The sequence below is a fragment of the Flavihumibacter profundi genome (genome assembly GCF_020076305.1).
GTDB classification, from domain to species: Bacteria; Bacteroidota; Bacteroidia; order Chitinophagales; family Chitinophagaceae; genus Flavihumibacter; species Flavihumibacter profundi.
In genome coordinates this window covers 356,084-380,761 of sequence record NZ_JAIQXE010000004.1, presented here as the reverse complement: position 1 = coordinate 380,761, position 24,678 = coordinate 356,084, and the positions used below count along the sequence as shown (strand labels likewise).

Below are 24,678 nucleotides of genomic sequence, written 5' to 3'. Positions count from 1 at the left end.
GGGTATTGCTATTACAGTAACCCGGTATGGATGTAATGATTTTTAATATAATTTGAAATGAGTACAAGATTTTTTCTCCTTAAGCGCCTCATGATTTCGCTGTGTTTCTTTGGGTGCTTTTTAACTGTTTATTCCCAGAAAACAAACAAAACGCAGGGCGCAACAAAGCCATCCGCAAGGAAAACCGAAAGAATAGTTATGATTGCCCTGGATGGTATGCGCTGGCAGGAAATTTTTGGCGGCATTGATTCAGGCATTCTCCATAATAGTAAGTTTACAAAGGAACCCAAAGACCTGGAAAATACATATGGGGGTATAAATAAAGCAGAAAGAAGGAAAAAATTAATGCCTTTTTTCTGGACTACTATTGCAGAAAAGGGACAGCTCTACGGAAACCGGGAGCTTGGCAATTATGTGGATGTGGCTAATCCTTATAAACTTACCTATCCCGGATTCAGCGAAACGGTTACCGGGAATCCCGATACCGCAATCCATTCCAATTTGCTCATCAAAAACAAGAACATAAATGTTTTTGAATTTATTAATCAACAGAAGGGCTACCAGGGCAAAGTGGCCACTTTTTCCACCTCCGAATTGTTTCCTTATGTATTAAATAAGTGGCGGAATGGACTTATTGTCAATGCCAACTTTGATTCTTTGCCGTTTAATACGCCCCAGATGAAAATGCTGAATGATATGCAGCGGCTTACTGCTAAACCAATTGAGGAACGGCCCGACCTGCTTACTTATTTTGCTGCCAGGGAATACCTGAAAAGCTATCGCCCGAAAGTATTGTATATTCCGTTGGGGGAAACAGATGCCTTTGCGCACCAGGGCTTATACGATATGTATTTGGGCGCCGTTCATGCAGAAGATGCTATGATAGCGGATATGTGGTCCTTGCTGCAGTCGATGCCCGAATATAAAGGCAAAACCACCATGATCATTACCTGCGATCACGGCAGGGGAGTGAATGATGAATGGACTTCCCATGGCCCTAAAATTGATCATGCAGAAAATATCTGGTTTGCTGTAATTGGTCCTGATACAAAACCATCCGGGGAAGTAACAAAACCTATGCAAATTTACCAGGGCCAGTTGGCTGCTACCATGGCTGAATTGCTGGGCTTCCATTTTACTGCACCACAAAAAATATTACCCCCGGTCGAAACTGTATTGCATTAAACGAGCCTTGGGCTGATAAATAAATAATGATGTCCGGTGAATGAAAATAAAGTAATCCCTGAACTAAGGTACTGCTGTTTTCTGTTGCTGTTAATGATTGGCAGCCAGTCATTACTGTATGCCCAGGGCCCGAAGCTGCTGCCAGCGCCGCAGAAGGCCGAATATGGAAAAAATAAATTTCAACTATCCGGTGCCGGTATATTGTTTACCGGTGATTTAACTGCAGCTGATCAGCAGGCTATCGGCCAATTTGTTGAATATGTAAAAAACAGAACAGGAATCCCTCTCACTTCCACCCGGGATAAAGATGCAGTAACTCCGCTGATCGTCTTCAGCTGTGAACATACAGGTACTGATCTTCCTTTGCCTGGTGAAACGGCGGGGGCAGGTTCGAGGGAAGCCTACCAGGTAAATATCACCAGAAATAAAATACTTGTTACTGCGAAATCTGATGCCGGCACTTATTATGCACTCCAAACCTTAAGGCAACTTATTGTTCAGGACGGGAATAGTGCCTACCTGCCCGAAGCACGCCTGGAAGATTATCCTGCTTTTGCATACAGGGGTATAATGATGGATTTTTCGCATGGAAGCTTACTGACAGAAGAAGAAATTAAAAGCCAGATTGATTTTTTAGCAAGATGGAAAATCAATCAATATTATTTCTACAATGAAGTAAGCATAGAGATGAAAGGATATCCGCTGATAAATTATAATGCAAAATATACCCAGGAACAGATCAGGCGGATCATTGCATACGGTAAAGAGAGACATATAGATGTAATACCATTTGTGAATTTTTATGGCCACCTCCATGAATTGCTAAGGCTTCAAAAATATGCAGACCTTGGTATCGGTAAGTATGGCCATGATCTTGATCCCCGTAAGCCGGCGGTACAATCCTTGCTGAAAGACTGGATCAGGCAATATGCTATGCTATTCCCGAGCCCCTTCATACATGTGGGTTTTGATGAAACCTGGGAAACGGAAAGATTATCAAAAACTGCAAAAAGCATTAAGCCTGAACAACTTTACCTCGATCACCTGGTATTTGTTACTAAGGAACTTAAGGACTATGGTAAACAGGTAATGGTATGGACGGATATATCAAAAAATTATCCTGGTATCATTTCTAAATTTCCCAAAGAGGTTATCCCTGTGGTATGGGATTATTCAGACGACCCTTTGTCCATCAGGGGTTGGATTAAGCCAATTGTGAAAGAAAAGATGCCTTTTTTTATCCAGTCCGCTGTTGATGGATGGGCGCATCTCTATCCAACGGAAACTACCTGGAACAATATTGATTTATGCATTAAGGCAGCCCGGGAGGATAAAGCAGAGGGATATATCACCTCCGTATGGACAGATGCCGTACAACCCCTGTTAAGGAATAACTGGATGTTTATGGCCTATGGATCTGTTACCGCATGGCAAAATACGCCAATTGAAAGAAATGAATTCATAATGGAATATGCGCAGCTTAATTTTCCCGGGATTGCGGGCCAGATGGCTGGAGCGTTTAAGAAACTTGCCGAATCACAGGTGTATCTCAGAAAATGTCTCGGGCAAACCCAAACACGGATGTGGATCAATCCTTTTTTGCCCTATACCCTGAAACATACTAAAGAGCACCTGGCGGATTATGAAAAGAGCCGCCTTGCTGCAGAGACTGCGGAGGAATTTCTTTCAGATGCGCTTAGTTACGGTACATCCGATAGCGCATTTATTAAAACATTATTAGTGAACAGCAGGTTACTTTCATATACGGCTATGCGCTTTTTATGGGCAAAGAAAATGGTTGACCGCTGGGATGAAAGCATGCAGAAGAAAGATGATTCCTGGTACAGTGATATCAATGAAACGCCTCACGGCCTTATAATGGACATGCTGGATTATACAACCGAAATAAAAGAGGAATACCGGCAGTCATGGCTTTCAGAAAACATGCCATACAGAATGGGGACGATCACCCAACGATTTGATGCAGAATACCTGTTCTGGAGAAACCTCTCAGGGAAAGTGCGCGATTACTGGGACCATGGAATGGAAAGCAGCAGGACGCGCAGGTTCCAGGAAATTTTTAAATTGGAATAGCATTTTACAATAATGGCGTAATTAACAAGCAATGAACCTGGAAAAATCTGGATTATTAATACTGGCTGCGTTTAATATACTGTTCCTTTCGTGTGGGCAGAAGCGTTATGCAGAAGCTCTTTCACCCCGGGAATCGATAAAACATTTTGAACTGATGCCGGGCTTCAGCATAGAACCCTTTGCAACGGAACCCAATGTGTTATCTCCTGTTGATATGGTATTTGATGAACAGGGAACGGTTTATGTATTGGAAATGGCTGATTATCCCTATAAGCCGGAACCGGGAAAAGGAAGGGGACGGATCAGGGTATTAAGGGATACCGATAATGACGGAAAGATTGACACTGCCATTGTTTTTGCTGATGGACTTCCAAGTGCTACAAGTATGCTGCCATGGAAAGGGGGACTGATCGTTACAGCGGCGCCGGACATTGTTTACCTGAAAGACACAACAGCCGATTTTCGTTCCGATACTAAGGAAGTGCTATTTACCGGTTTCTTCGCCAATAATTCAGAAGCACAGATTACAAGCCTTCGGTTTGGAATTGATAACTGGATCTATGCCAATAATAACGGGCAGGAGGGGGAAATACATTTTCTCAGGAAGCCCGGGATGCCTCCGGTGAATGTTGGTGGAAGTGATTTCAGGTTCAGGCTGGACAAAGGGCTTTTTGAAAAAGTGGCCGGATCCGGTCAGTTTGGAATGGCTATTGATGACTGGGGACATCGTTTTTATACACAGAATACATTGCATATTCAGCAGGCGCCTATTGGCTGGAAATACCTGCATCGCCACGCTTTCCTGCCTTCTGATAATGCTGATGAAGATATTTCGGGTCATACATCAGTTGTGTTTCAAAAAACACCGCCACCATACTGGCGCAAGGAACGAAGTGACCGCCGGCAAAAGGATTATGATGAATCGAAATTAGATAGAAAGGAATATGCAGAAGGCCATTTTACAGGCGCATCAGGTGGCACGTTTTACGGCGGGGATGCATTTCCGGAAAGTTATTATGGCTCAGTGTTTACAGGAGATGTAGCTGGTAACCTGGTACACCGGGATGTGCTTGTGGCAGGCAGTGATGATCCTGCATTTATAGCCAGGCGGGCAGGATCTGAAATGGACAGGGAATTCCTGGCATCAACAGATCCGTGGTTCAGGCCGGTCAATTTTACGGTTGGCCCCGACGGTTATTTATATTTACTGGATATGTACCGGCAGCATATTGAAACCCCTGTTTCAATTCCGGATGACCTGAAAAAGGATATGGATTTTAACAACGGAGAAAATTACGGAAGGATCTACCGCATTTTCCCGGCAGGAGCCTCAGCAAAAAAAGCAGTTATTCCAAACCTCAGGAATGAAAAGCCGGATAAGCTGGTGGCCCTGCTTGCACACCCCAATCAATGGTGGCGCTTGCAGGCCCAGCAGTTAATATTAGAAAGGCAGGATACTGCTGTTATTCCTTTGCTGCAAAAAATGTTTACAGGTAACAAAGATCCGAAAGCCCGGATCCATGCCCTGTATGCCCTGGAAGGCCTGGATGCTTTAACGGAAGCTGATGTCAGGACAGCTTTGAAAGATCCACAGCCAGGCATACGCGAACAGGCGATTATATTGTCTGAACGCTACCCTGCATGCCTGCCGCAGGTACTGGAAATGATAAAGGATTCATCCGTTCAGGTTGTTTTGCAGGCAAGCCTCAGCCTTGGTAATTATAGCGGGCCCGCTGTTGTTCAGGCACTCGCAAATGTAATCCGGCAATACGGTAGCAGGCCCTTATTCAGGAAAGCTGTATTGAGTTCTGAAACAGGGTCTTCCACCGCGATTTTACAATTATTATTAAAACAGGGTTTGTTCCTGAAAGACAGCAATCCCGGTGCTGTGGAATTTGTAAACTGGTTTGCTTACATTACTGGCGCCCGGAACAAAAAAGAAGAAATAGTTGCCCTCAGGGAATTATTATCAGACCCCGCCGTTAAAAGTGAAAAGAAAATACAGGCTGCGTTCGGGGAAGGACTGGCAAATGGATTGAAACAGGAGCAATAAAAAGCAGGTTTAATATTTACAGCAATGACAGCGTCAAAAGAACGAAGGCTATTTTTTAAAAAATGTATTGCCGCAGGTATGACCCTGGCGGGGGCATTATTTTTCTCAGCAGGATGCCAGTCCCCGGAAAAAAAACCTGCCAATGAAAATGGGGTTGTTGATACAAATGATCCCTGCAATGATTCCGTTCTGAGTAAAGACGATATTAAAGCAAGGGAATCACTTGGGTATGTAAAAAAATCACCAGTCGCAGATAAGCACTGTGGTAATTGTAAACTTTGGTTACCACCTGCTCCCGGAAAAGAGTGCGGTAAGTGCCAGTTATTCAAAGGGACTGTCCCGGCACCTGGTTATTGCACCTATTGGGCACCATCGGGAAAATCATAAAAAGCATCAAACACATTCGGTATGAAGACAATTTCAACGACCTGCAAAAATATGAGCCGTGTATTTGTGCCGGTTATTTTTTTGATTTGGGGATTGCTCCTGTTTTTAGTGCCTGCTTCATTTGCACAACAGTTACGGGTAGGGGTTTTTAATACAGATGTTACTCCACCCATTGGCAGCCCTGTTGCCTATGCAGTTGCCCGATCCATAACGGATCCGCTTAGTGCAAGGGGCGTTGTAATTCTTTCAGGCGATAAGCCGGTTGTATTGTGTGCGGTAGACTGGATAGGTATCGCGAACGAAGGGCTGGAAATATGGCAGAAAAAGCTGGCAGAAGCAGCTAATACAACAGTTGACCGGGTCTCTGTACATTCCCTGCACCAGCATGATGGTGTGCATTGCGATTTCACTATGGCCAGGATATTGGAACAATACGGAATGGGCGGGATTTATTTTGATACAGCGTTTCTCCAATCGGCAATACAGCATGTAGCCGATGCCGTCAGGATAGCTGCTAAAAGTGCACAGCCCGTTACACATATTGGTTTCGGGCAGGCAAAAGTTGAAAAAGTGGCATCTAACCGGCGAATACTTGGCAAGGATGGCAAGGTGGAAATCATTCGCTGGAGCAGCACAACAGATTCAGCTGCCATCGCAGCTCCTGAAGGACTGATTGATCCCTGGTTGAAATGTGTAAGTTTCTGGAATAACCTGCAGCCAATAGCGGTAATGACTTATTACACCACGCACCCGCAAAGCTATTATGGAAAGGGTGACGTAACCTGTGAATTTATTGGCATAGCCCGCAATGCAAGGGAGAAAATATTAAATGGGTTACCACATATTCATTTCAATGGGGCTTCTGGAAATATTACTGCCGGCAAGTACAATGACGGGTCTGAAGCGAATCGCCCGGTATTGGCAAACCGCATTGAAACCGCTATGCGGGAAGCATGGGAACAGACAAAAAAAACACCTGTCACCGGTAATACGTTTGCCTGGAAAAGCCTTTCTGTAAAACTTCCGCTCAACAAAAACCTCATTGAAAAAAATATGCGCGCTACTTTATCTGATGAAAAGGCTTCTGTCCCGGAAAAGATGGCGGCTGCGGAAAAACTGGCATGGTATGAACGTTCTGCAGCAGGACAAAAAGTAAATGTTTCTTCGCTGCGCCTGGGTAAAATATGGTTGCTGAATCTTCCGGGTGAAAGCTTTGTCGAATACCAGTTAGCGGCCCAGGCTATGAAACCGGGTGAACAGGTTTGTACTGCGGCTTATGAAGAATACGGGCCTGGTTATATCGGTACTAAAATTTCGTATTCCCAGGGCGGTTATGAAACCAGTAACCTTGTATCTGGGGTTTCCCCTGGTACGGAAGCGATTTTGCTGAAGGCGATAAAAAAAGTGTTGCGGTAAAAATAAAAAAACAGGAAAACAAAGGTGGCATCGGTCATTTAACTACTTTTCGATACCTTCAATAGGACTATATCGCGGTAATTCAAACCTGTTTTCATGAAACGGCTTTTCCCTTTGCCAATTTATACTTTCCTGAAAATTACATTTGAAAATGGAGGGGTTTCAACAAAGGGATTAAAAAATATACTGCCCTGGTTAATTAAAACAATACTATTTGAACCCTTACGCTGGATAGAACTGGTATCTCAGAATAAAAAGATCAGTCAACATACAATAACAAAGGATCCTGTTTTTATTCTCGGTTTTTACCGCAGTGGCACTTCTTACCTCCATCAGTTATTGACAAAAGACGATCGCCTGGGATATCATTCGAATTTTCAAATGGTTTTACCAGAGATAATGCTGAGCAGTGAAAAAATACTTGGACCGGTATTTGAATTCATTTGTCGTGTTTTTAAACTCCGCGATTCTGTTCACAGGGTACCCTTATCCTTTCGGTTTCCCGGTGAAGAAGATGCAACGATGACAACATCTATAAACCCCAGGGGAGCACAATGGGGCTATTTCTTCCCGAATATGATGAATGAATATTTCCACAAATACGTGTTGTTCGAAAACATTCCAGCGTCTGAATTTGAAGCATGGAAAAAGGAATATATTTTTCTGCTCAAAAAAATCTCACTGGCCAATCAAAGCAAACAGTTAGTTCTTAAAAGTCCTCCCAATACTGCAAGAATAAAACATTTGCTTTCGCTTTTCCCGGATGCAAAATTCATTTTTATTCATCGCAATCCTTATGAAGTTTATGTTTCCAATAAACGATTCTGGAAAGTGACCCAGAAAATATTTGCATTGGGAGGAGCCAGGAAGGTTGACGACAGTTCGGTTATCCTGGACACTTATGCTAAAATGATGCATCGATACTTGCTGGAAAAGGAGCTGGTACCGGAGGGGCAATTGATTGAAATACCCTATGAAGAACTTATTCAAAAGCCGCTGGAAAGCATGCGAAAAATATATGAAACGATCCGTCTTGATGATTTCGGTTATTGTGAAAATGAGATGAGATCCTTTGTCGGGCGTCAGGAAAGGTTTGTTCGCTTAAAACATGAAATACCTGCAGAAGAAAGGAAAGTAGTTACAGAAAAATTGGAACCCATTATTAACCATTGGAATTACCCGTTTTTATAAACTTACAAGCCTTAAATGAAATAGACAGAACTACATTATATAGACACTCCCCAAAAGTTTTGACTTCAAATGACATTGATGCCCACTTTTCAACGGATATTGAAGTTCAGTTAAAGGTGTAAGTCCGCAATTAAAAAACGTTGTTTTTTGAAGCCATAATTATGTTTAAATTAGAATACGAAAACGTAATATTCATTAATGAGCGGTTTTGACGAACAGTGCTAGTATGTTTTAAAGTTACTTCAGATGGGATGCTGAACTGGTAAGGGTTTGGTTAACTCGGAGCACAAATAGGGGACATGGAATTGCTATAAATTGACTTTGATTTCTTGTGATTACGAACTCCTTTAAACCTAATTCAATATATATCCAAAAATTAAAAGCAGGCATTTGAATATGAACAGTAAGTTTGGGTTCGATGCTGGATTTTTAACTGGTTATTTAAAGTAATAGTATTTCTATTTATCAATTAACCAAGCAACCCCGTTATGTACTCAGTCCGAAAGTACACGAGAGGACACGGCAACACCAATCTCAAAATGCTATTTCTAAACCTCGTTGTCACCGCGGTTTTCATCTGGCAGTTTGGCACCGATTACCTTGTCATCTTCTGCTCCAGCAGCATACTCATCTTGATTATCGAGACCGGCCTCGCCTTGAGTGGCATCCGCAAGGGCGTGGTGTATGTGTATGGTTATAAGTTGCCGCGGGTGGCAGACTTGCTCTTGCGAGCCTTGGTCGATGGGCCAGCGATTTGCGTTCCGGCCTTCTTCGTCGCGGATCAATTCCTGGCGGGGAGGATCATGTTTGGGATCGCCGGCTCGACCCTTGTGGTAGGCTTTGGATCACTCTACATGGGGCTGGCAGATCGACGTGACTTGCGCCGTCTCGGCCCTGGGGAGGAGCCACTTGTTAGTCGGCGAGCAATGACACGACCCGGGGCCGTCATGCTCCTTGCCCTGATCAACACCGGCTGCCTGACGGCGCTGTTCTTGATACACGCGCCATACCGGGCGCATGCCTTCACCTACGTAATCGCCTATTCCTTATTGGTGATGCTCTTCTATGTCATCAACTACAACCTGGGTGTCAGGATGGTGGAGATCTATGACTATGAGCGACGGGAGTACACTATGCCGAGTCATTTCTTTCAGGCCGCCGGGTTTGCGTACGACAGTGCGTATGAGATGGCGTTGCTGGTCTCGCCCGCCTATTGGGTGATGTTCTATCTCGGGCTCTTTCATTACACAACGATTACCTGAGCCTTGGTTGGAGGGAGGTTTATAGTTAATCTATATTGTATTGTTTATACCTTCTGCAACAGATCCTGATTTTAAAGCAAGCAAAAAACTTTGAATGGTTTCTTCCCATCACTAAATAATCAACGAGTTGATAAAATAAAGTATCAATCCTTCCCTGCCCTTCGAAAGGGATAATGCTATTTTATTTTTTCCTGCTTTTTTTTATGGCACATTGAGTATATTCATTAACAGTTTGGTGGCTTTTAGTGCTGCTATTGTATAATCCACGACCAAAAAAGTGAAAGATTATCGAAATATATCTCCCCAAAAAAAAGTTATCAAAGGACGACCGGATTACTACATCACTCCTACACGCGACTTCACACAATATACAAAGGATAGTGAGGAAAAATATTGGAGCAAGGATACCAAATTTGATTGGCAACAGAGCGTTCGGGATAACCTGAAAGAACATTTGGAAAACCTTGACCCGAAGGATTTTTCAAGAATCCTCTTTATGGTTTTACCTATGGTTGAAGAGACTTTAGCACGCAAAATAGTTCAGATCCGGCAAGAGCAACTTCCCCTGGAAGAAGATGCCCTGAAAGATATCGGGGAATGTGTTCCCTATGATAGAACAACAATTCATAAGGCTTTAGAGATTCAATCACCACTGAAGCATCTCCAATTATCTGTTTCAAAGTTGAAAGATCAGTTTGAAATTCTTAATAGTGAGTTTTTGGACTTACAGGAACAACAACGGCTGGGATTCTTTAAGGAAGGAGCAATGGTTAAACGTTTGGAAACTGATGCAGAGAGAGAGGCGCAGTCCCTTCAGTTATCCCGGCTGACCAATAACATAAATCAGGTTCAAAGTGATCTCAAACAATTTGATGCACACAACAAAAACGAATCGGAGAAACTGAGAACGAAGATCAGTAAGGAGCTTAATTCAATTGAGCCCGAGGTATTGTTTGACCTGGAAGAAACACATGAACTGGTTCACCGGACTTTAGCGTCTAAGAATTTACCCGACGATCAAAGGGATTTGTCCCGGTTGAAGGATCTGATTTTGAAACGCCAACTTCGTGGACTCAAAGACATTGCCAACCACGCGCTGGTAGTGGAGCAAAGTGCGATCGCTCCTTTAACTATGGGCATCATCCATTACAAACGCCATCGTGAGATCCAGGAAGCAATGACAACATTCATAAGGGATGAAGCAAAGCATTCGGCTACCTTTCGGCGGTTTTTGGTAGAAAAGTTAGAGGCCAGGGAATTTATTTCCGCTATCCTGATAAAAGGTGCTGGTCGCTACATGTGGCTTGCACGGTTTATGCCCGGCACAGGTATGTTCCTGGCTGTGCTTGTTGAAGCAATAGGAGCTGCTTACCTTGAGTTCTTTGGTAAAAAAGAATACATGCCAGATAGTTTGTTCTGCAGTATTTGTAAAACTATATCGGAGCAGGATGAAAAAAGACATATGGATTTGTGTGTAGAAATTTACAATGAACTTTTCAGGAAAGGTCATAGATTGGAACGGGTTCGAAACAATGTGGCTTTAAAGGTGATGATGAAGGCTGTCTATGGGGATAAAACTGAAGATCACCACCTGATTCAGGCGTTCCGGGCGTTTGGAGTAGAATCCGAAATTCTGTATCGTCATATCACCGTTCGCCTGAGTCAACAGCTAGCCAGAATAAGTGTGTATGTTGAGCCGGAAGAACTTCTTCAAATCATAGGCATAGGTCGTAAATGAAAAGAGTCTAACTAATATGAAAGGAGTAAGCCCGGAACTATATCCTTTTAAGAGCCACTTTGAAACCATCAGTGGACACCAATACCACTATGTGGAGGAAGGAAAAGGTGACCCTGTTGTCATGCTCCATGGCAATCCAACCTGGTCTTTTTATTACCGGGAACTTATCCGAAAACTCTCCCCGCATTTTCATTGCCTGGCTCCGGACCATATTGGCTGTGGCTATTCGGATAAACCGGATGATGCAGCCTATAACTATACTCTTGAACAACGGTTGAACGACCTTGAGACATTTCTCGAAAAGAAAGCCATTACCAAAAACATCCACCTTGTTGTACATGATTGGGGGGGTATAATTGGAATGGCATATGCACACCGGCATCCGTATTCGATCAAAAAGATCGTGATCCTGAATACTACGGCTTTTCATCTGCCCCAGGGCAAAAGTTTTCCGTTTGGCCTGTTGTTGTTTCGCACATGGGTAGGCGCATTCCTGGTGCGGGCATTTAATGCCTTCGCCGGGATCGCTACAATTGAAGGAGTAAAAAGGATCAGGCTGTCGAAAGCCGTCAGAAATGGCCTGACTGCTCCTTACAACTCATGGAAAAACAGGATTGCCACGCTTCGCTTTGTGCAGGACATTCCCCTTAAACCAGGTGATCCGGGATACAGGATTGTTACTGAAATGCAGCAGTGCCTGGGCCAATTCCGCAATACCCCGACCCTTATTGCCTGGGGCATGAAAGACTATGTTTTTGACCGGCATTTCCTTGAGGCCTGGATGCAATACCTGCCTGAGGCCAGGGTTCACAGATTCGAAGACTCCGGCCATTATATTTTGGAAGACCAGCAGGAAGCTGTCGGCAAACTGGTGCTAGACTTTTTTTTAAGAAACCCATGAAACCATTTAACATTGCTTCTGCCCTCATTGAAAAGGCTGCTTCCCAGCCAGATGCACTTGCCATTGCATTTCCGGAAAAGAACAGCCTTGACAAAAACGGCATCACCCGCTATCAAAAAATCACTTTCAAAGAACTCGCCTTTGAAACCGCCTGCGTAGGGCGGGGGCTGCTTGCTGCCGGATTTAAGCGAGGTGACCGGGTGGTGGTGATGGTGCCTCCGGGCTTCGACTTTTTTATCCTTGGTTTTTCTATGCTTCAAACCGGCGTCGTTCCTGTATTTATTGATCCGGGAATAGGTATTAAAAACATGAAGGAGTGCATTACGGAAACCGAACCGATGGGGTTTATCGGAATCAGCAAAGCCCATGCGGCACGGGTACTCCTTGGTTGGGGCAAAAAAACGATTCGTAAAACCGTCACCCTCGGCCCACGGCTGTTCTGGGGCGGAAAAAAAATGCAGAATATCCGGAATTTTGACCGGTCTGAAGGTCCGGGACCGTTTTTTGATGCAGGGCCGCACGATTTGGCGGCTATCATTTTCACCAGTGGCTCTACCGGCCTGCCTAAGGGGGTTGTATATTCTCATGGCAATTTCAGGGCACAACTGGAGATGATCCGTGATTCCTTTGAATTTTCGCCGGGAGAGATCGATATGCCCACTTTCCCGCCTTTTGCCCTGTTTAATCCGGCATTGGGCATGAGCAGCATTATTCCCGACATGGACCCCACAAAACCTGCTTCAGTCAATCCCCAAAACATCATCGGCCCGATAAAACAGTTTGGCATTACCAATATGTTTGGTTCGCCGGCTCTTATTGATAAGGTGGGGCGATTTGGGGAGGCGAATGGGGTCAAACTCCCAAGTCTCAAAAGGGTGATTTCTGCCGGGGCGCCTGCTTCCACTAAAGCTTTGGTGCGTTTTTCTTCTATGCTGGCACCTGGAATCCAGATTTTTACGCCTTACGGAGCTACGGAATCCATGCCGGTGGCCAAGGTGGGGAGTCACCAGATTCTTCAGGAAACGCAGGAGAAAACCGGAAACGGATTCGGGGTTTGTATTGGCAAAGCGGTGAAGGGCATGGAAATCGCCATCATCCGCATCAGCGACGAAGAGATTCCCAATTGGTCCGAAGACCTCAAAGTGGCTCCTGGTGAGATCGGGGAGATAGTGGTAAAGGGGTGTAATGTCACCACTAGCTATTTTAACCGGGAAACTGCCACAAAACTGGCTAAGATACGGGATGGCGACCAGGTTCGACACCGCATGGGCGACCTTGGCTATTTTGATGATGAAGGAAACCTCTGGTTTTGCGGGCGAAAGGCCCATCGGGTGAAAGCGGGAGAACAGGAACTATATTCCACTCAGTGTGAGCATATTTTTAATAAGCATCCGGATGTTTTCCGAACGGCATTGGTGGGGGTAAATGGCAAAGCGGTATTATGTGTGGAACCCGAAAAAAGTGGTAACCCGATCGACCAGGCAAAACTCAAGGCGGAACTGTTGGCCTGGGCTGCTGAGCATCCCCTGACCGGAGCTATCAAAACCCTGCTCTTTCATCCTGGTTTTCCGGTGGACTTTCGGCATAACGCCAAGATCATCCGTGAAAAACTGGCGGTTTGGGCAAAAAATGAATTGGCATGAAACTGTTTGTAACCGGCGGCGGCGGATTTTTGGGTCTCGCAATTGTACGTCAATTGTGCGCCAAGGGGCATGAAGTGGTAACCTTTTCCCGGGGAAATTACCCAGAGCTGGATCAAATGGGGGTGACGCATTTCCAGGGTCATATCTCGGAATATGCTGTGTTGAAACAGGCAATGATGGGCTGCGAAGCGGTTTTTCATGTTGCAGCCAAAACGGGTATCTGGGGCAAATACAAAGATTTTTACCTGGCCAATGTCACAGGTACGGAAAACGTACTGAAGGCCTGCCGCGAATTGGCTATCCGCAACCTCATCTTCACCAGTTCGCCCAGCGTGGTTTATGACGGCAAAGATTCGGAAGGTCATAACGAAAGCCTTCCCTATCCCCCAAAATATGACGCATGGTATCCCAAAACCAAGGCTATGGCGGAAAAACTAGTCATAGCCGCTAATGACCCTTTCCTGAAAACTGTTTCCCTGCGCCCGCACCTGATTTGGGGACCGGAAGACCGCCATTTTCTTCCCCGCTTATTTAAAAAGTCTCAAGCAGGCAAACTCCGAATTCTAGGCAGCTCCCAGAACCTGGTGGACTGCATTTATATCGACAATGCAGCCAAAGCCCATCTGCAGGCATTTGACCAACTGCTCCGGGACCCGGCACCGGTAGAAGGGAAAACCTATTTCATCTCCCAGGGCGCCCCTATACCCATTGCAGAACTGATCAATCAATTACTGGCCTCCGGCGGAATCCCTCCGGTTACCAAGCACTTGTCCCCAAGAATCGCCCGCTTTGCAGGCCGGTTTTTAGAAACTGCCTACCGGATTTTCGGGATTTCTGCTGAACCGGCAATCACACTTTTTCTCGCCCAACAACTTTCCACTTCACATTGGTACGATATTTCTGCCGCAAGGCAGGATTTCGGGTACGAAGTGGTGGTTTCTTTAGAACAAGGAATGGAGCGCTTGCGGGCGTGGGTTTCAAGGGCTTCTAATCGATGAATCTTTTGGATCGGGATGTATAAAAATCGTAGCTTCAAAGAGAGGTAAAAATTATTTTTTGCTTCGATGATTCTTATTCAAAGAAATGATGCCGATGATTACCTGAAGAATTATCAAGCTGGGTTAATTAAAACGCTACTTATGTGTTTCTCAGCAGGTGCAAGTTTTGCGGTGGGAGCTGGCCTTTTAGGTCCGGGTTTATATGCTATCAAACGTACGGAATCTCCAGGGATGTTGGCTTTTGCTTGTACACCCATTGTTTTTAGTTTTCATCAAATCGCTGAAGGCTTTTTGTGGCTATCCTTAAAATATCCGGATTTCGCTTCCTTTTATAAGCCGGCACTTTATGGCTACTCATTCATTTCTCAACCCATCTGGCCAATTTGGGTTCCACTTATTATGTGGTTGATGGAAACAGATAAACGCCGGAAAAAAATTTTGTTCTACTTTTTATTATTAGGAGGGGCTTCGTCTTTATATATGTTTTATTGCCTCATTACGCATGATATTTCAGCCGTTGCGGAGCACCATCATATCCGCTATTACCGCGATTTCCCATATCTTAATATAATGCGCCCCCTGAATTTTGTAACCATAGCTGTTACTCCGTTTCTTTCCACTTTACGCCATACGAAGTTGCTGGCAGGAGCTATGATGGCTTCGTTGATCCTTACTTATATATTTTTCACGGACTATTTAATTTCTGTTTGGTGTTTTTTTGCAGCTATTTTGAGCTTGCTGATTATTTTGGTTATCAATTCCAACAAGAAATCCGTTAATAAATCTTCACTGACTTAAGTTTTTTTTGCCTTCTATATCTTTCCCGGAAAGCAAAATCAAAATATATTTATTATATTAAATAAAGAACTGCAATCCATTTATTAGTGGGCTTCCGTGGTATACTGCTCAAGTGAATCACCACTTACGATTATGTGTGTAGCTGGTGTGTTTTATTTTTTCATTATTAAGTGATTCAATTAAAATGCCTTTATATGACTCATCTGCCAACTTCACTGGTTGATATCTTGCGTTTGCGCGCAAATAATCAGCCAAACAGGCTGGCCTATCGATACCTGGCAGATGGAGAATATGATGAAGTTGTATTGACTTATGAAGATCTGGATCGACGTGCTCGTTCAATCGGAGCTTTGCTACAGTCTTCCACCAGGGCTGGAGATCGGGCGCTTTTGCTATTTGCACCAGGGCTGGATTTTGTTGCTGCTTATTTTGGTTGTCTCTATGCTAAAATCATCGCTATTCCGGCTTATCCCCCTCATCCTGCCCGTATGGAGAGAATGCTTCCAATAATTCTCGGTATAGTTGACGATGCCGCACCGGCTGTAGTTCTATTAAATTCAGCGCTCTTTGATGTGATAAATTCTCAAAAAGCGGTTAAGGCCGGGTTTGGTAACATGAAGCTGCTGGTAACGGACAACAATGAAATAGATAACTGGGCTGAGAAATGGCAAAAGCCTGAAATTGAAGGGAACGATATTGCATTTCTCCAATACACATCCGGTTCAACGACCACACCAAAAGGTGTAATGGTAAGTCACAGCAATCTGCTCCATAACCTGGGCCTTATTGAGAAGTATTTTGGACAATCAAGTGAAAGTCACGCTGTCATTTGGTTGCCACCCTATCATGATATGGGGCTCGTGGGGGGAATTTTGCAACCGCTCTACACGGGATACCCGGCCACATTGATCCCGCATATGATGTTTTTGCAACGTCCATATCGCTGGCTACAAGCAATCTCCCGTTTCCGTGCCACAACAAGTGGGGGACCTAATTTTGCATACGATTTATGTATGAAGAAGATCAAACCCGAACAAAGAGAACTACTTGATCTCAGCTGTTGGGAAGTTGCATTTAATGGTGCTGAACAGGTTTATCACAAATCATTGGATCAGTTTGCAGATTACTTTGCCCCTTGTGGTTTTCGCCGCGAGGCCTTTTTGCCTTGTTACGGCTTGGCTGAGGCAACATTAATGGTTATGGGAGGACCAAAAGGCAGGTCACCAGTGATCCAAAATCTGATGAGTTCGGGGCTTGAACAAAATCAGGTAATAATTTCTCCGACCAGGAGGGAGGATACCCGGACACTGGTAAGTTGTGGGCAAAACGGGTCCGATCAGAAGATAAGGATTGTTGATACAGGAACGCTGACACTATGCCCTGCGGATCAGGTCGGAGAAATCTGGGTAAGTGGACCCAGTGTCGCGCATGGTTATTGGAATAAGCCTTCCGAAACTGAGTTGACTTTTGGTGCGCGGTTGTCTAACAGCGGGGAAGGGCCTTTCCTGCGTACCGGGGATCTTGGGTTTTTGCATGAAGGGGAGTTATTTATTACCGGACGTCTCAAGGACCTCATTATTTCTGATGGCAATAACCACTATCCCAATGACATAGAAAGAACGGTAGAAAGTTCCCATCCAGCTATCCGGCAGGCAGGATCTGCTGCTTTTTCGATTAATAATTCTGAAGGTGAGCGAATCATCATCATTGCTGAGATTGAGCAGAATCCTGATGTGAAAGCAGAAGAAATCATAATGGCCATCCGCAAAGCTGTCGCGGTGCATCATGATCTTCATGTCGATGATATCAGACTTACCAGACCTGGTGGCATACCAAAAACTGCCAGTGGTAAAATAAAACACTATCTCTGTAAAACAAACTACTTAGCTGGAACCTTGAACGAAATCATATTAACATGAAATTCGGCATATTTATCGATCTGCAATTGCCCCGTCCCTGGCATCAAGGGGATGAATCAAGAATTTTTCAGGAAGCCCTGGAACAGGTAGAGTTAGCGGATCGTCTAGGCATTGACTTTGTCTGGGCACAAGAACATCACTTTCTTGAAGAGTATTGTCATTCCTCTGCCCCCGAAGTCTTCCTGGCAGCTTGTAGTCAAAGGACCAAAAACATCCGCCTCGGACATGGAATTGTTGCGATGTCTCCTAAGTTTAATCATCCGGCCCGAATTGCGGAACGGCTTGCTACACTCGATATCCTAAGTGGTGGACGCGTGGAGTGGGGCACCGGCGAGTCGGGGTCACGCATGGAACTTGAAGGGTTTGGCGTTGACTTTGTTGACAAACGTGCCATGTGGGCTGAGGCTGTAGAGGAGACCGTAAAAATGATGTGCATGAATCCTTATCCCGGTTTCGAGGGAAAATACTTTTCTATGCCCCACAGGAACGTGGTCCCGAAACCTTTGCAGAAACCTCATCCTCCAATTTGGGCTGCTTGTTCGAACCGGGACAGTGTAAAACTGGCTGCCCATCTGGGTATGGGAGCGCTAACGTTCGCTTTTGTAAACGCAGAAGAAGCGAAATTTTGGGTTGATGAGTATTATGAATCTTTCAAAAGCAAGTGCACACCTATTGGACAAGCAGTGAATCCGAATGTGGCTATGCTCACAGGGTTTATGTGTGATCAGGATAATGAAACGGCGATCAGTCGAGGCCAGGAAGGAGCCCAGTTTTTTGCATTCGGATTAGGTCATTATTGGCGCGACGGCACCCACGTTCCTGGCCATACCAATTTGTGGAATGAATTTAAACAGAGACCGGTATCTGTTATTGAAAGAATGGAACGCGAACGAAAGAAAGCCGGCATGGGAGGGATAGGAAGCCCGAAGCTACTGATTGAGAATTTTTCCGCTTTAGAAGCAGCCGGTGTAGACCAATTGATTCTTTTACAACAAAGCGGAAACTATCGTCATGAGCATATTTGTGCGTCCATGGAACTTTTTGCGAAAGAAGTCCTGCCGCAATTTAAAGACAGGGAGGCAAAACGGGAACAAGTGAAGCGCGATATCTTGTCGCCATTCATTGATGAGGCGCAGCGTCATATTCAGCAACTTGAGAACATGAAAGACGTGCCGCCAATTGAGGCTTATCCACTATTGTGGAATCAAATGAGTACCGAAAATCCACAAGGCGCTCCCGATCGGCGTCCGGGTATGACTGCATTCTGGCAGATGCAGGTGGGTGGAAAGCGTTCAAAGAAGTAGCATACAAAATAAAAAGAAACCAGGATCTATTGAGATCAGGAAGAAAAAGGTAATTTGTTAAGTAACTTTTTTCTTCCTGTTAACTGACGATATATTGAACACAAGAGAAATTCAAGATTGGTTGATTACTCACGTCGCGGAGCTGTTGCATATTGCTCCGGATACAATTGATATTCATGATCCTTTTGCGAACTATGGGCTATCCTCACGCGATGCTGTAACGCTTTCAGGCGACCTGGAAGAGTTGCTTGGCCGCCGTCTTTCGCCCACCCTGGCTTATGAGTACCCCAGCATAGAGATGCTCTCCCGTTATCTGGGTGTGCCTGCAGAAAACAAGTCGCCCGCCTTACCCTCTAATTCATTTCCGGATACTGCTGCAGAACCGATTGCTGTCATTGGTATAGGATGCAGGTTTCCAGGAGCAAATGATCCCGAATCTTTTTGGCAATTACTCCGCACCGGTACCGATGCGATCTCCGAGGTTCCGGGTGATCGATGGCAAAAGGATGCGTTTTATCATCCCGATCCAGCAGTTCCTGGCAAAGCAATTTCATATTGGGGAGGATTTCTTGACAGCATTGATCAGTTCGATCCTTTCTTTTTTGGCATTTCGCCAATGGAAGCTGAATACATGGATCCGCAACAACGATTGCTGTTGGAGTTATCCTATGAAGCCCTTGATGACGCAGGTCAGATTCAAGCCAATCTCGCTGGCACTAAAACAGGTGTATTCATAGGCATTTCCATAAACGAATACAGTCAGCTTCAATTTGGTGATCCTTCCCTGATTACCAGCCATTCAGGCACTGGAAATGCTCTATCTATTGCGGCTAACCGCATTTCTTATTTTTTCGATTTCCATGGACCTAGTATGGCCATTGATACGGCTTGTTCTTCCTCCCTGGCCGCGGTTCATTTGGCTTGCCAAAGCCTAAGGAGTGGTGAGTGCGGAATGGCACTTGCGGGTGGCGTAAATATAATTTTGTCGCCCGCGCACTCGATCGCTTTTACCAAAGCCGGTGTATTGGCTCCAGACGGCCGATGCAAAGCATTCGACGCCCGTGCGAATGGTTATGTTCGTGGTGAAGGTGGCGGTGTGATTGTACTTAAACCGCTTTCATCTGCCTTGGCTGACGGGGATCCTGTCTATGGTTTGATTTTAGGTAGCGCCATGAATCAGGATGGCCGTACGAATGGATTGATGGCCCCAAGTAGGGAAGCACAGGAAGCATTGTTGCTTGAGGCATACCAGTCTGCAGGAGTTTCTCCGTTAAGCGTTCAATATGTAGAAACCCATGGCACAGGAACACTGTTAGGTGATTCGATGGAGGCGAAAGCCCTCGGTGCTGTGTTTGGTGTAAATCGTACAAATGGACTTTGTGAAATTGGCTCCTTAAAAACCAACATCGGACACCTGGAAGCTGCGGCCGGAATTGCTGGCTTAATAAAGGTTATTTTGTCCCTCAAACATCGAACGATTTTTCCCAGCCTTCATTATCAATCCCCCAATCAACATATTCCTTTTGATGAACTTCATCTTCGGGTTCAAAACGAGTTGACTTCATGGCCTTCGGGCTCCGGCCCAGCGATAGCAGGGGTGAGCTCATTTGGTTTTGGGGGAACCAACGTACATGTCGTAGTGCGTGAAGCAGGCCAAAATAAGAAAGATGAAAAAGATAGTGAACAGATTGATTCAACTGCTTCCGGTTGCCACCTGCTCCCGCTGTCAGCCAATAGCTTTGAAACGCTGCAATCCCTCGCCCGTACTTTCCAGGAATTACTTGCCGCTGATTCTTCTGTCTCAACAAAGGACATATGTTATGCAGCAGGTTTAAGACGTAGTCAGTATGATTGCCGTTTGGCGGCAATTGGTAATTCCAGGAAGGAATTGTGCACCAGCCTTGCGGCTTTCTTAAGGGGAGAGCAAGACCCCGGTATTTTTCTGGGTAGCGTGGTTCCAGGTCGTCAACTCAAGCTTGTATTCGTTTTTCCGGGACAGGGTGGGCAGTGGTATGGTATGGGCCGCGAACTGCTAAAACAGGAACCGGTTTTTTATAAAACCATAGAACGAATCGATCATGCTTTTCAGGCACATGTTACGTGGTCTTTGATAGACGTACTTCGCGCAGAACGATCGGAATCACGACTCGAAGAAATCGATGTAGTTCAACCAGTGCTATTTGCCATTCAGGTTGCTCTTGCCACGCTATGGCAGTCATGGGGTATAAAACCGGATGCGGTAGTAGGACACAGTATGGGTGAGGTGGCCGCTGCACATATTGCCGGCGTATTAAGCCTGGAAGACGCAACACGGGTAATATGCCTTCGCAGTCAGATCCTGAAGCAGTCCCGCGGTCGCGGCAGTATGTTAGTGACTGAGTTATCGCCGGACCAGGCCAAAGAATGGCTAAAGGGATACGGCAATGATATTGCCATCGCTGTGATCAACAGTCCTACATCAACCGTGTTATCCGGTGATCCTGAAGCGGTGAAAGAAATCATGGTTTCCTTACAGCACCAAAATCTCTTTTGCAAATTGGTAAATGTTGATGTTGCATCCCACAGTCCGCAAATGGATGATTTGCGTTCCGAATTGCTCCAGGCATTGGACGGATTGCATCCTCAATCTGCAAGGATTTCCATCTATTCGACGGTGACGGGTGCCCTCGGGAACGACCTCACTTTCGATGCTGACTATTGGATGGATAATCTCAGAAAACCTGTACTATTTTCAGATACGATCGGGCAATTGCTAAATAGTGGGCATACCACTTTTATTGAGATAGGTCCCCATCCCATTCTGATTGGTGCCATAGAACAATCATTGCAGTTCCGTTACCCGAATGTCAGGTTGCTTCCTTCATTACGCCGGGAAGAACCTGAGCGTGAAGCCCTGCTTGGATCTTTAGGCGCACTTTATACCGAAGGATTTTCGATTGCCTGGGACAAGTTTTATCCATCCGGCGGGAAATATGTCCATCTTCCTTCGATTCCATGGCAGCGGCAACGTTATTGGATTGATGCAAAGCCAGCAAGTTCGAAAAACCCCTGGCATCGGGCCAAGGAGGAAGGCAGGAATTCCCATCCGTTGATGGGTGACCGAATGAACCTGGCAAATTCACCTTCTACTTTTATATGGCAAACAGAGATCGATAATAGGGTTCTGAGGTTCCTGGAAGATCATCGGATCGATGATGAGATCCTGCTTCCTGCTACAGCATATATTGAAATGGCGTTACAATCTGCCCAGGAAACAGGTCTAAATAATTCACATGAGCTTTCTGATTTTGTTTTCAAAGAGAGAATGATTTTACAAAACGGAAAACCCAGATCGATTCAGGCGCTATTGTCTCCTGGTAAAGAAGGCAGCTTCTTGTTTAGCGTTTATAGTCGAACCGGCCCTGGAGAAAATTGGGTGCTACATGCTTCTGTTACTTTAAAAAAGCATCAGACAGCCGTTGGTTTGGTAGCAACCTTTGGGACACCACCCGATGTGATCCGTCAACTAAGCACAGCGAATTTTTCCGGAGAAGAGTTTTACCAAAAGTTAAGAGAACGCGGCATTCAATATGGACCAAGTTTTCGGGCCATCGAATACGCATGGTGTAAAAATAACGAGGCCATAGCTCGTATCAGGTTACCCGAATCATTACAATATGATATAGGTGATTATCAAATACACCCTGCACTATTAGACGCCTGCCTGCAGGTTCTGGCTGCGACACAAAGTGCTTCTGCTGACCAGAGTCTTTACATCCCAACCGGATGCAAGTGCATCCGGTTCTTCTCGCGACCTGATAAGCTTATATGGAGTCATGTATCCCTGCAATCTGAACCTGCATCAGGTACTGACGTCATTCATGCAGACATCAGGTTGTACGATGAAAACAATCAAATCGTTGCCGAACTCATCGGATTTCGGCTGCAGCTTACCGGTAGGCGTAAATGCCATCTCCTTTCCAGGCAAGATACCTGGTTGTATCAATTACGCTGGCAGGTCCAGGAGCAGCCAGGGACTACGTCGGGTACTTTGCCGGAAAAAAGGCAGTGGTTGATTTTTGCAGACGATGAAGGTTTAGGCGAAGCATTGGCTAAACAGCTGGAAATAATTGGTGATAGCTGTCACCTGTTGCTCTGCAATGAGGTGATCAAAAACCTTGATAATGCTGATGAAGGAGCATTCCTTGAAATAATAGAGAAACACCTACAAGAAACACCCTCACCATTGTACGGCGTTATACATTTATGGAGTCTTTCAATACCTAAGCCATCTTCGGATGTTTTAGAGACTAAGGATATGATGCAAATGCTCGGCTGTAACAGCGTATTACTGATCGTGCAGGCTTTGGCCAGGCGTCTTGCCGGATTACCGCGTTTATGGTTAGTGACAAGAGGCACGCAATCCGTTAAATCCGGTGAGCCGATCGCAGTCGAACAATCCGCGTTATGGGGTCTTGGGAAGGTGATAAGCTTCGAGTTTCCCGAACTCAATTGTATTCGAATTGATCTTGATCGTCACCAGTCCAATGATGAGGCTGTTCCTTTACTTTTAAAACAAATTTCATTAGATGATCATGAAGATCAAATCGCCTTTCGTGCGGGTATTCGCTTTGTGCTTCGGCTTTTGCCATTCACGCACTCAACTTCGTCCAGCTCTCCGGCTGTTTCATTGCGGGCAGATAGTACGTACCTGATTACGGGTGGCCTGGGAGGACTGGGGCTCGCAACTGCAAAATGGATGGCAGGACGGGGAGCCCGGCACCTGGTTCTATTGGGTAGGAGTGAGCCATCTCCGGAGGCGATGTGTATAGTGGAACAGATGCGGGATGAAGGGATTGAAGTTGTAATTGCACAAGCAGATGTAAGCGATGCGGATCAGGTGGAACAGGTGTTTAAGGACATCGAACAAAATATGCCAATGCTGCGGGGAGTAGTCCATGCAGCAGGTGTGTTGGATGATGGTTCCCTCCTCAATCTTGATACGGTACGGATGAAAAATGTCATGGCTCCAAAGGTGAATGGCACGTGGAACCTTCACCAGGCAACTGTAAACGTCCCTTTGGATTTCTTCGTTCTCTTTTCGTCAGTTGTCTCAGTGCTCGGATCTCCGGGCCAGGGGAATTATGCGGCTGCAAGTTCTTTCCTTGATGCAATGGCTTATTATCGTCGCAATATGGGACTTCCGGCAATCAGCATCAACTGGGGCCCCTGGGCTGAAGTTGGATTGGCTGCGGAAGCGACCGACAGACTTAAAGAACAAAACGCTTCAACGCAACATCTTATCAAGGTGATAAAAATTGATCAGGGTTTGGAAATCCTGGAACAACTGCTTGCGGAACCAACTCCCCAGATTATTGTGCTGCCTTTTGAGTTGAGTAATTTACTGGAGTTGTATCCGACAGCTGCAGTTATGCCGTTCTTTGCCGAAGTTGGCGGCAACGATACCCATGTTGCCCGTCTGTATGCGCGACCTAAATTACGCCAGAAGTATGTTGCACCCCGGAGTGAAATTGAGCGCAAACTCGCAGAGTTATGGCGGCACACTTTGCATATCGATCGGGTCGGCGTTCATGACTCCTTTTTTGAATTGGGCGGAGACTCAGTGCTCGCCGCACAAATCTTATCATTGGCCCAGAAAAATTTTGGAATACGTATCAACCCGCAAGACGCCTTCAAGGCTTTCACAATTGAACGACTGGCGGAAATGTTAGAGGCGGAAATATTGAGCAAGATAGAAGAAATGAGTGAGGAGGAAGCCCAGCGACTACTTGCAAATAACACCTAATTTA

Annotated in this window: 15 protein-coding genes; all 15 read left to right on the top strand. The window is 45.3% G+C overall.

The window, feature by feature from the left end; genetic code table 11:
- Positions 1 to 57 precede the first annotated feature (57 nt).
- The 15 genes from LAQ65_RS19875 (at position 58) to LAQ65_RS19805 (ending at position 24,674) form a co-directional block, all read left to right on the top strand.
- On the top strand, positions 58 to 1,185 hold the full coding sequence (locus LAQ65_RS19875) for an alkaline phosphatase family protein (RefSeq protein ID WP_224118766.1): 1,128 nt from the start codon (positions 58 to 60) through the stop codon (positions 1,183 to 1,185).
- A 36-nt stretch (positions 1,186 to 1,221) separates the two neighbouring features.
- Positions 1,222 to 3,279, top strand: coding sequence for a family 20 glycosylhydrolase (locus tag LAQ65_RS19870; protein WP_224118765.1), 2,058 nt, complete (start codon positions 1,222 to 1,224; stop codon positions 3,277 to 3,279).
- 31 nt (positions 3,280 to 3,310) lie between these two features.
- On the top strand, positions 3,311 to 5,332 hold the full coding sequence (locus tag LAQ65_RS19865) for a PVC-type heme-binding CxxCH protein (protein ID WP_224118764.1): 2,022 nt from the start codon (positions 3,311 to 3,313) through the stop codon (positions 5,330 to 5,332).
- Positions 5,333 to 5,356: 24 nt separating this feature from the next.
- Positions 5,357 to 5,719 (top strand): high-potential iron-sulfur protein, encoded by a 363-nt coding sequence (locus LAQ65_RS19860; protein WP_224118763.1) that lies wholly within the window; start codon positions 5,357 to 5,359, stop codon positions 5,717 to 5,719.
- A gap of 21 nt (positions 5,720 to 5,740) precedes the next feature.
- Positions 5,741 to 7,135 (top strand): hypothetical protein, encoded by a 1,395-nt coding sequence (locus LAQ65_RS19855; protein ID WP_224118762.1) that lies wholly within the window; start codon positions 5,741 to 5,743, stop codon positions 7,133 to 7,135.
- A gap of 96 nt (positions 7,136 to 7,231) precedes the next feature.
- Positions 7,232 to 8,326, top strand: coding sequence for a sulfotransferase family protein (locus LAQ65_RS19850; protein ID WP_224118761.1), 1,095 nt, complete (start codon positions 7,232 to 7,234; stop codon positions 8,324 to 8,326).
- Between the two features lie 539 nt (positions 8,327 to 8,865).
- Positions 8,866 to 9,588, top strand: coding sequence for a hypothetical protein (locus LAQ65_RS19845; protein WP_224118760.1), 723 nt, complete (start codon positions 8,866 to 8,868; stop codon positions 9,586 to 9,588).
- Between the two features lie 277 nt (positions 9,589 to 9,865).
- A complete protein-coding gene (locus tag LAQ65_RS19840; RefSeq protein WP_224118759.1) occupies positions 9,866 to 11,326 on the top strand; it encodes a hypothetical protein in 1,461 nt (486 codons plus the stop codon).
- Positions 11,327 to 11,342: 16 nt separating this feature from the next.
- Complete coding sequence (locus LAQ65_RS19835) at positions 11,343 to 12,227, top strand: alpha/beta fold hydrolase (RefSeq protein ID WP_224118758.1); 885 nt, start codon at positions 11,343 to 11,345, stop codon at positions 12,225 to 12,227.
- Entirely contained in the window at positions 12,224 to 13,870 is a 1,647-nt protein-coding gene (locus LAQ65_RS19830) for a fatty acid CoA ligase family protein (RefSeq protein ID WP_224118757.1), read from the top strand. Before LAQ65_RS19835 ends, LAQ65_RS19830 begins: the two co-directional genes overlap by 4 nt.
- Entirely contained in the window at positions 13,867 to 14,868 is a 1,002-nt protein-coding gene (locus LAQ65_RS19825; RefSeq protein ID WP_224118756.1) for an NAD-dependent epimerase/dehydratase family protein, read from the top strand. Before LAQ65_RS19830 ends, LAQ65_RS19825 begins: the two co-directional genes overlap by 4 nt.
- A 66-nt stretch (positions 14,869 to 14,934) precedes the next feature.
- Positions 14,935 to 15,666, top strand: coding sequence for a DUF6629 family protein (locus LAQ65_RS19820; RefSeq protein ID WP_224118755.1), 732 nt, complete (start codon positions 14,935 to 14,937; stop codon positions 15,664 to 15,666).
- Between the two features lie 194 nt (positions 15,667 to 15,860).
- A complete protein-coding gene (locus tag LAQ65_RS19815; RefSeq protein ID WP_224118754.1) occupies positions 15,861 to 17,585 on the top strand; it encodes a fatty acyl-AMP ligase in 1,725 nt (574 codons plus the stop codon).
- Complete coding sequence (locus LAQ65_RS19810; RefSeq protein ID WP_224118753.1) at positions 17,582 to 18,889, top strand: LLM class flavin-dependent oxidoreductase; 1,308 nt, start codon at positions 17,582 to 17,584, stop codon at positions 18,887 to 18,889. Before LAQ65_RS19815 ends, LAQ65_RS19810 begins: the two co-directional genes overlap by 4 nt.
- Before the next feature lie 94 nt (positions 18,890 to 18,983).
- On the top strand, positions 18,984 to 24,674 hold the full coding sequence (locus LAQ65_RS19805; RefSeq protein WP_224118752.1) for a type I polyketide synthase: 5,691 nt from the start codon (positions 18,984 to 18,986) through the stop codon (positions 24,672 to 24,674).
- Positions 24,675 to 24,678 lie beyond the last annotated feature (4 nt).

Excerpts from the sequence above, each read along its gene's own strand:
- LAQ65_RS19875 (WP_224118766.1), top strand. The coding sequence starts at position 58 with ATGAGTACAAGATTTTTTCTCCTTAAGCGCCTCATGATTTCGCTGTGT.
- LAQ65_RS19865 (WP_224118764.1), top strand. The coding sequence starts at position 3,311 with ATGAACCTGGAAAAATCTGGATTATTAATACTGGCTGCGTTTAATATA.
- LAQ65_RS19860 (WP_224118763.1), top strand. The coding sequence starts at position 5,357 with ATGACAGCGTCAAAAGAACGAAGGCTATTTTTTAAAAAATGTATTGCC.
- LAQ65_RS19855 (WP_224118762.1), top strand. The coding sequence starts at position 5,741 with ATGAAGACAATTTCAACGACCTGCAAAAATATGAGCCGTGTATTTGTG.
- LAQ65_RS19850 (WP_224118761.1), top strand. The coding sequence starts at position 7,232 with ATGAAACGGCTTTTCCCTTTGCCAATTTATACTTTCCTGAAAATTACA.
- LAQ65_RS19845 (WP_224118760.1), top strand. The coding sequence starts at position 8,866 with ATGCTATTTCTAAACCTCGTTGTCACCGCGGTTTTCATCTGGCAGTTT.
- LAQ65_RS19835 (WP_224118758.1), top strand. The coding sequence starts at position 11,343 with ATGAAAGGAGTAAGCCCGGAACTATATCCTTTTAAGAGCCACTTTGAA.
- LAQ65_RS19830 (WP_224118757.1), top strand. The coding sequence starts at position 12,224 with ATGAAACCATTTAACATTGCTTCTGCCCTCATTGAAAAGGCTGCTTCC.
- LAQ65_RS19825 (WP_224118756.1), top strand. The coding sequence starts at position 13,867 with ATGAAACTGTTTGTAACCGGCGGCGGCGGATTTTTGGGTCTCGCAATT.
- LAQ65_RS19820 (WP_224118755.1), top strand. The coding sequence starts at position 14,935 with ATGATTCTTATTCAAAGAAATGATGCCGATGATTACCTGAAGAATTAT.
- LAQ65_RS19815 (WP_224118754.1), top strand. The coding sequence starts at position 15,861 with ATGACTCATCTGCCAACTTCACTGGTTGATATCTTGCGTTTGCGCGCA.
- LAQ65_RS19810 (WP_224118753.1), top strand. The coding sequence starts at position 17,582 with ATGAAATTCGGCATATTTATCGATCTGCAATTGCCCCGTCCCTGGCAT.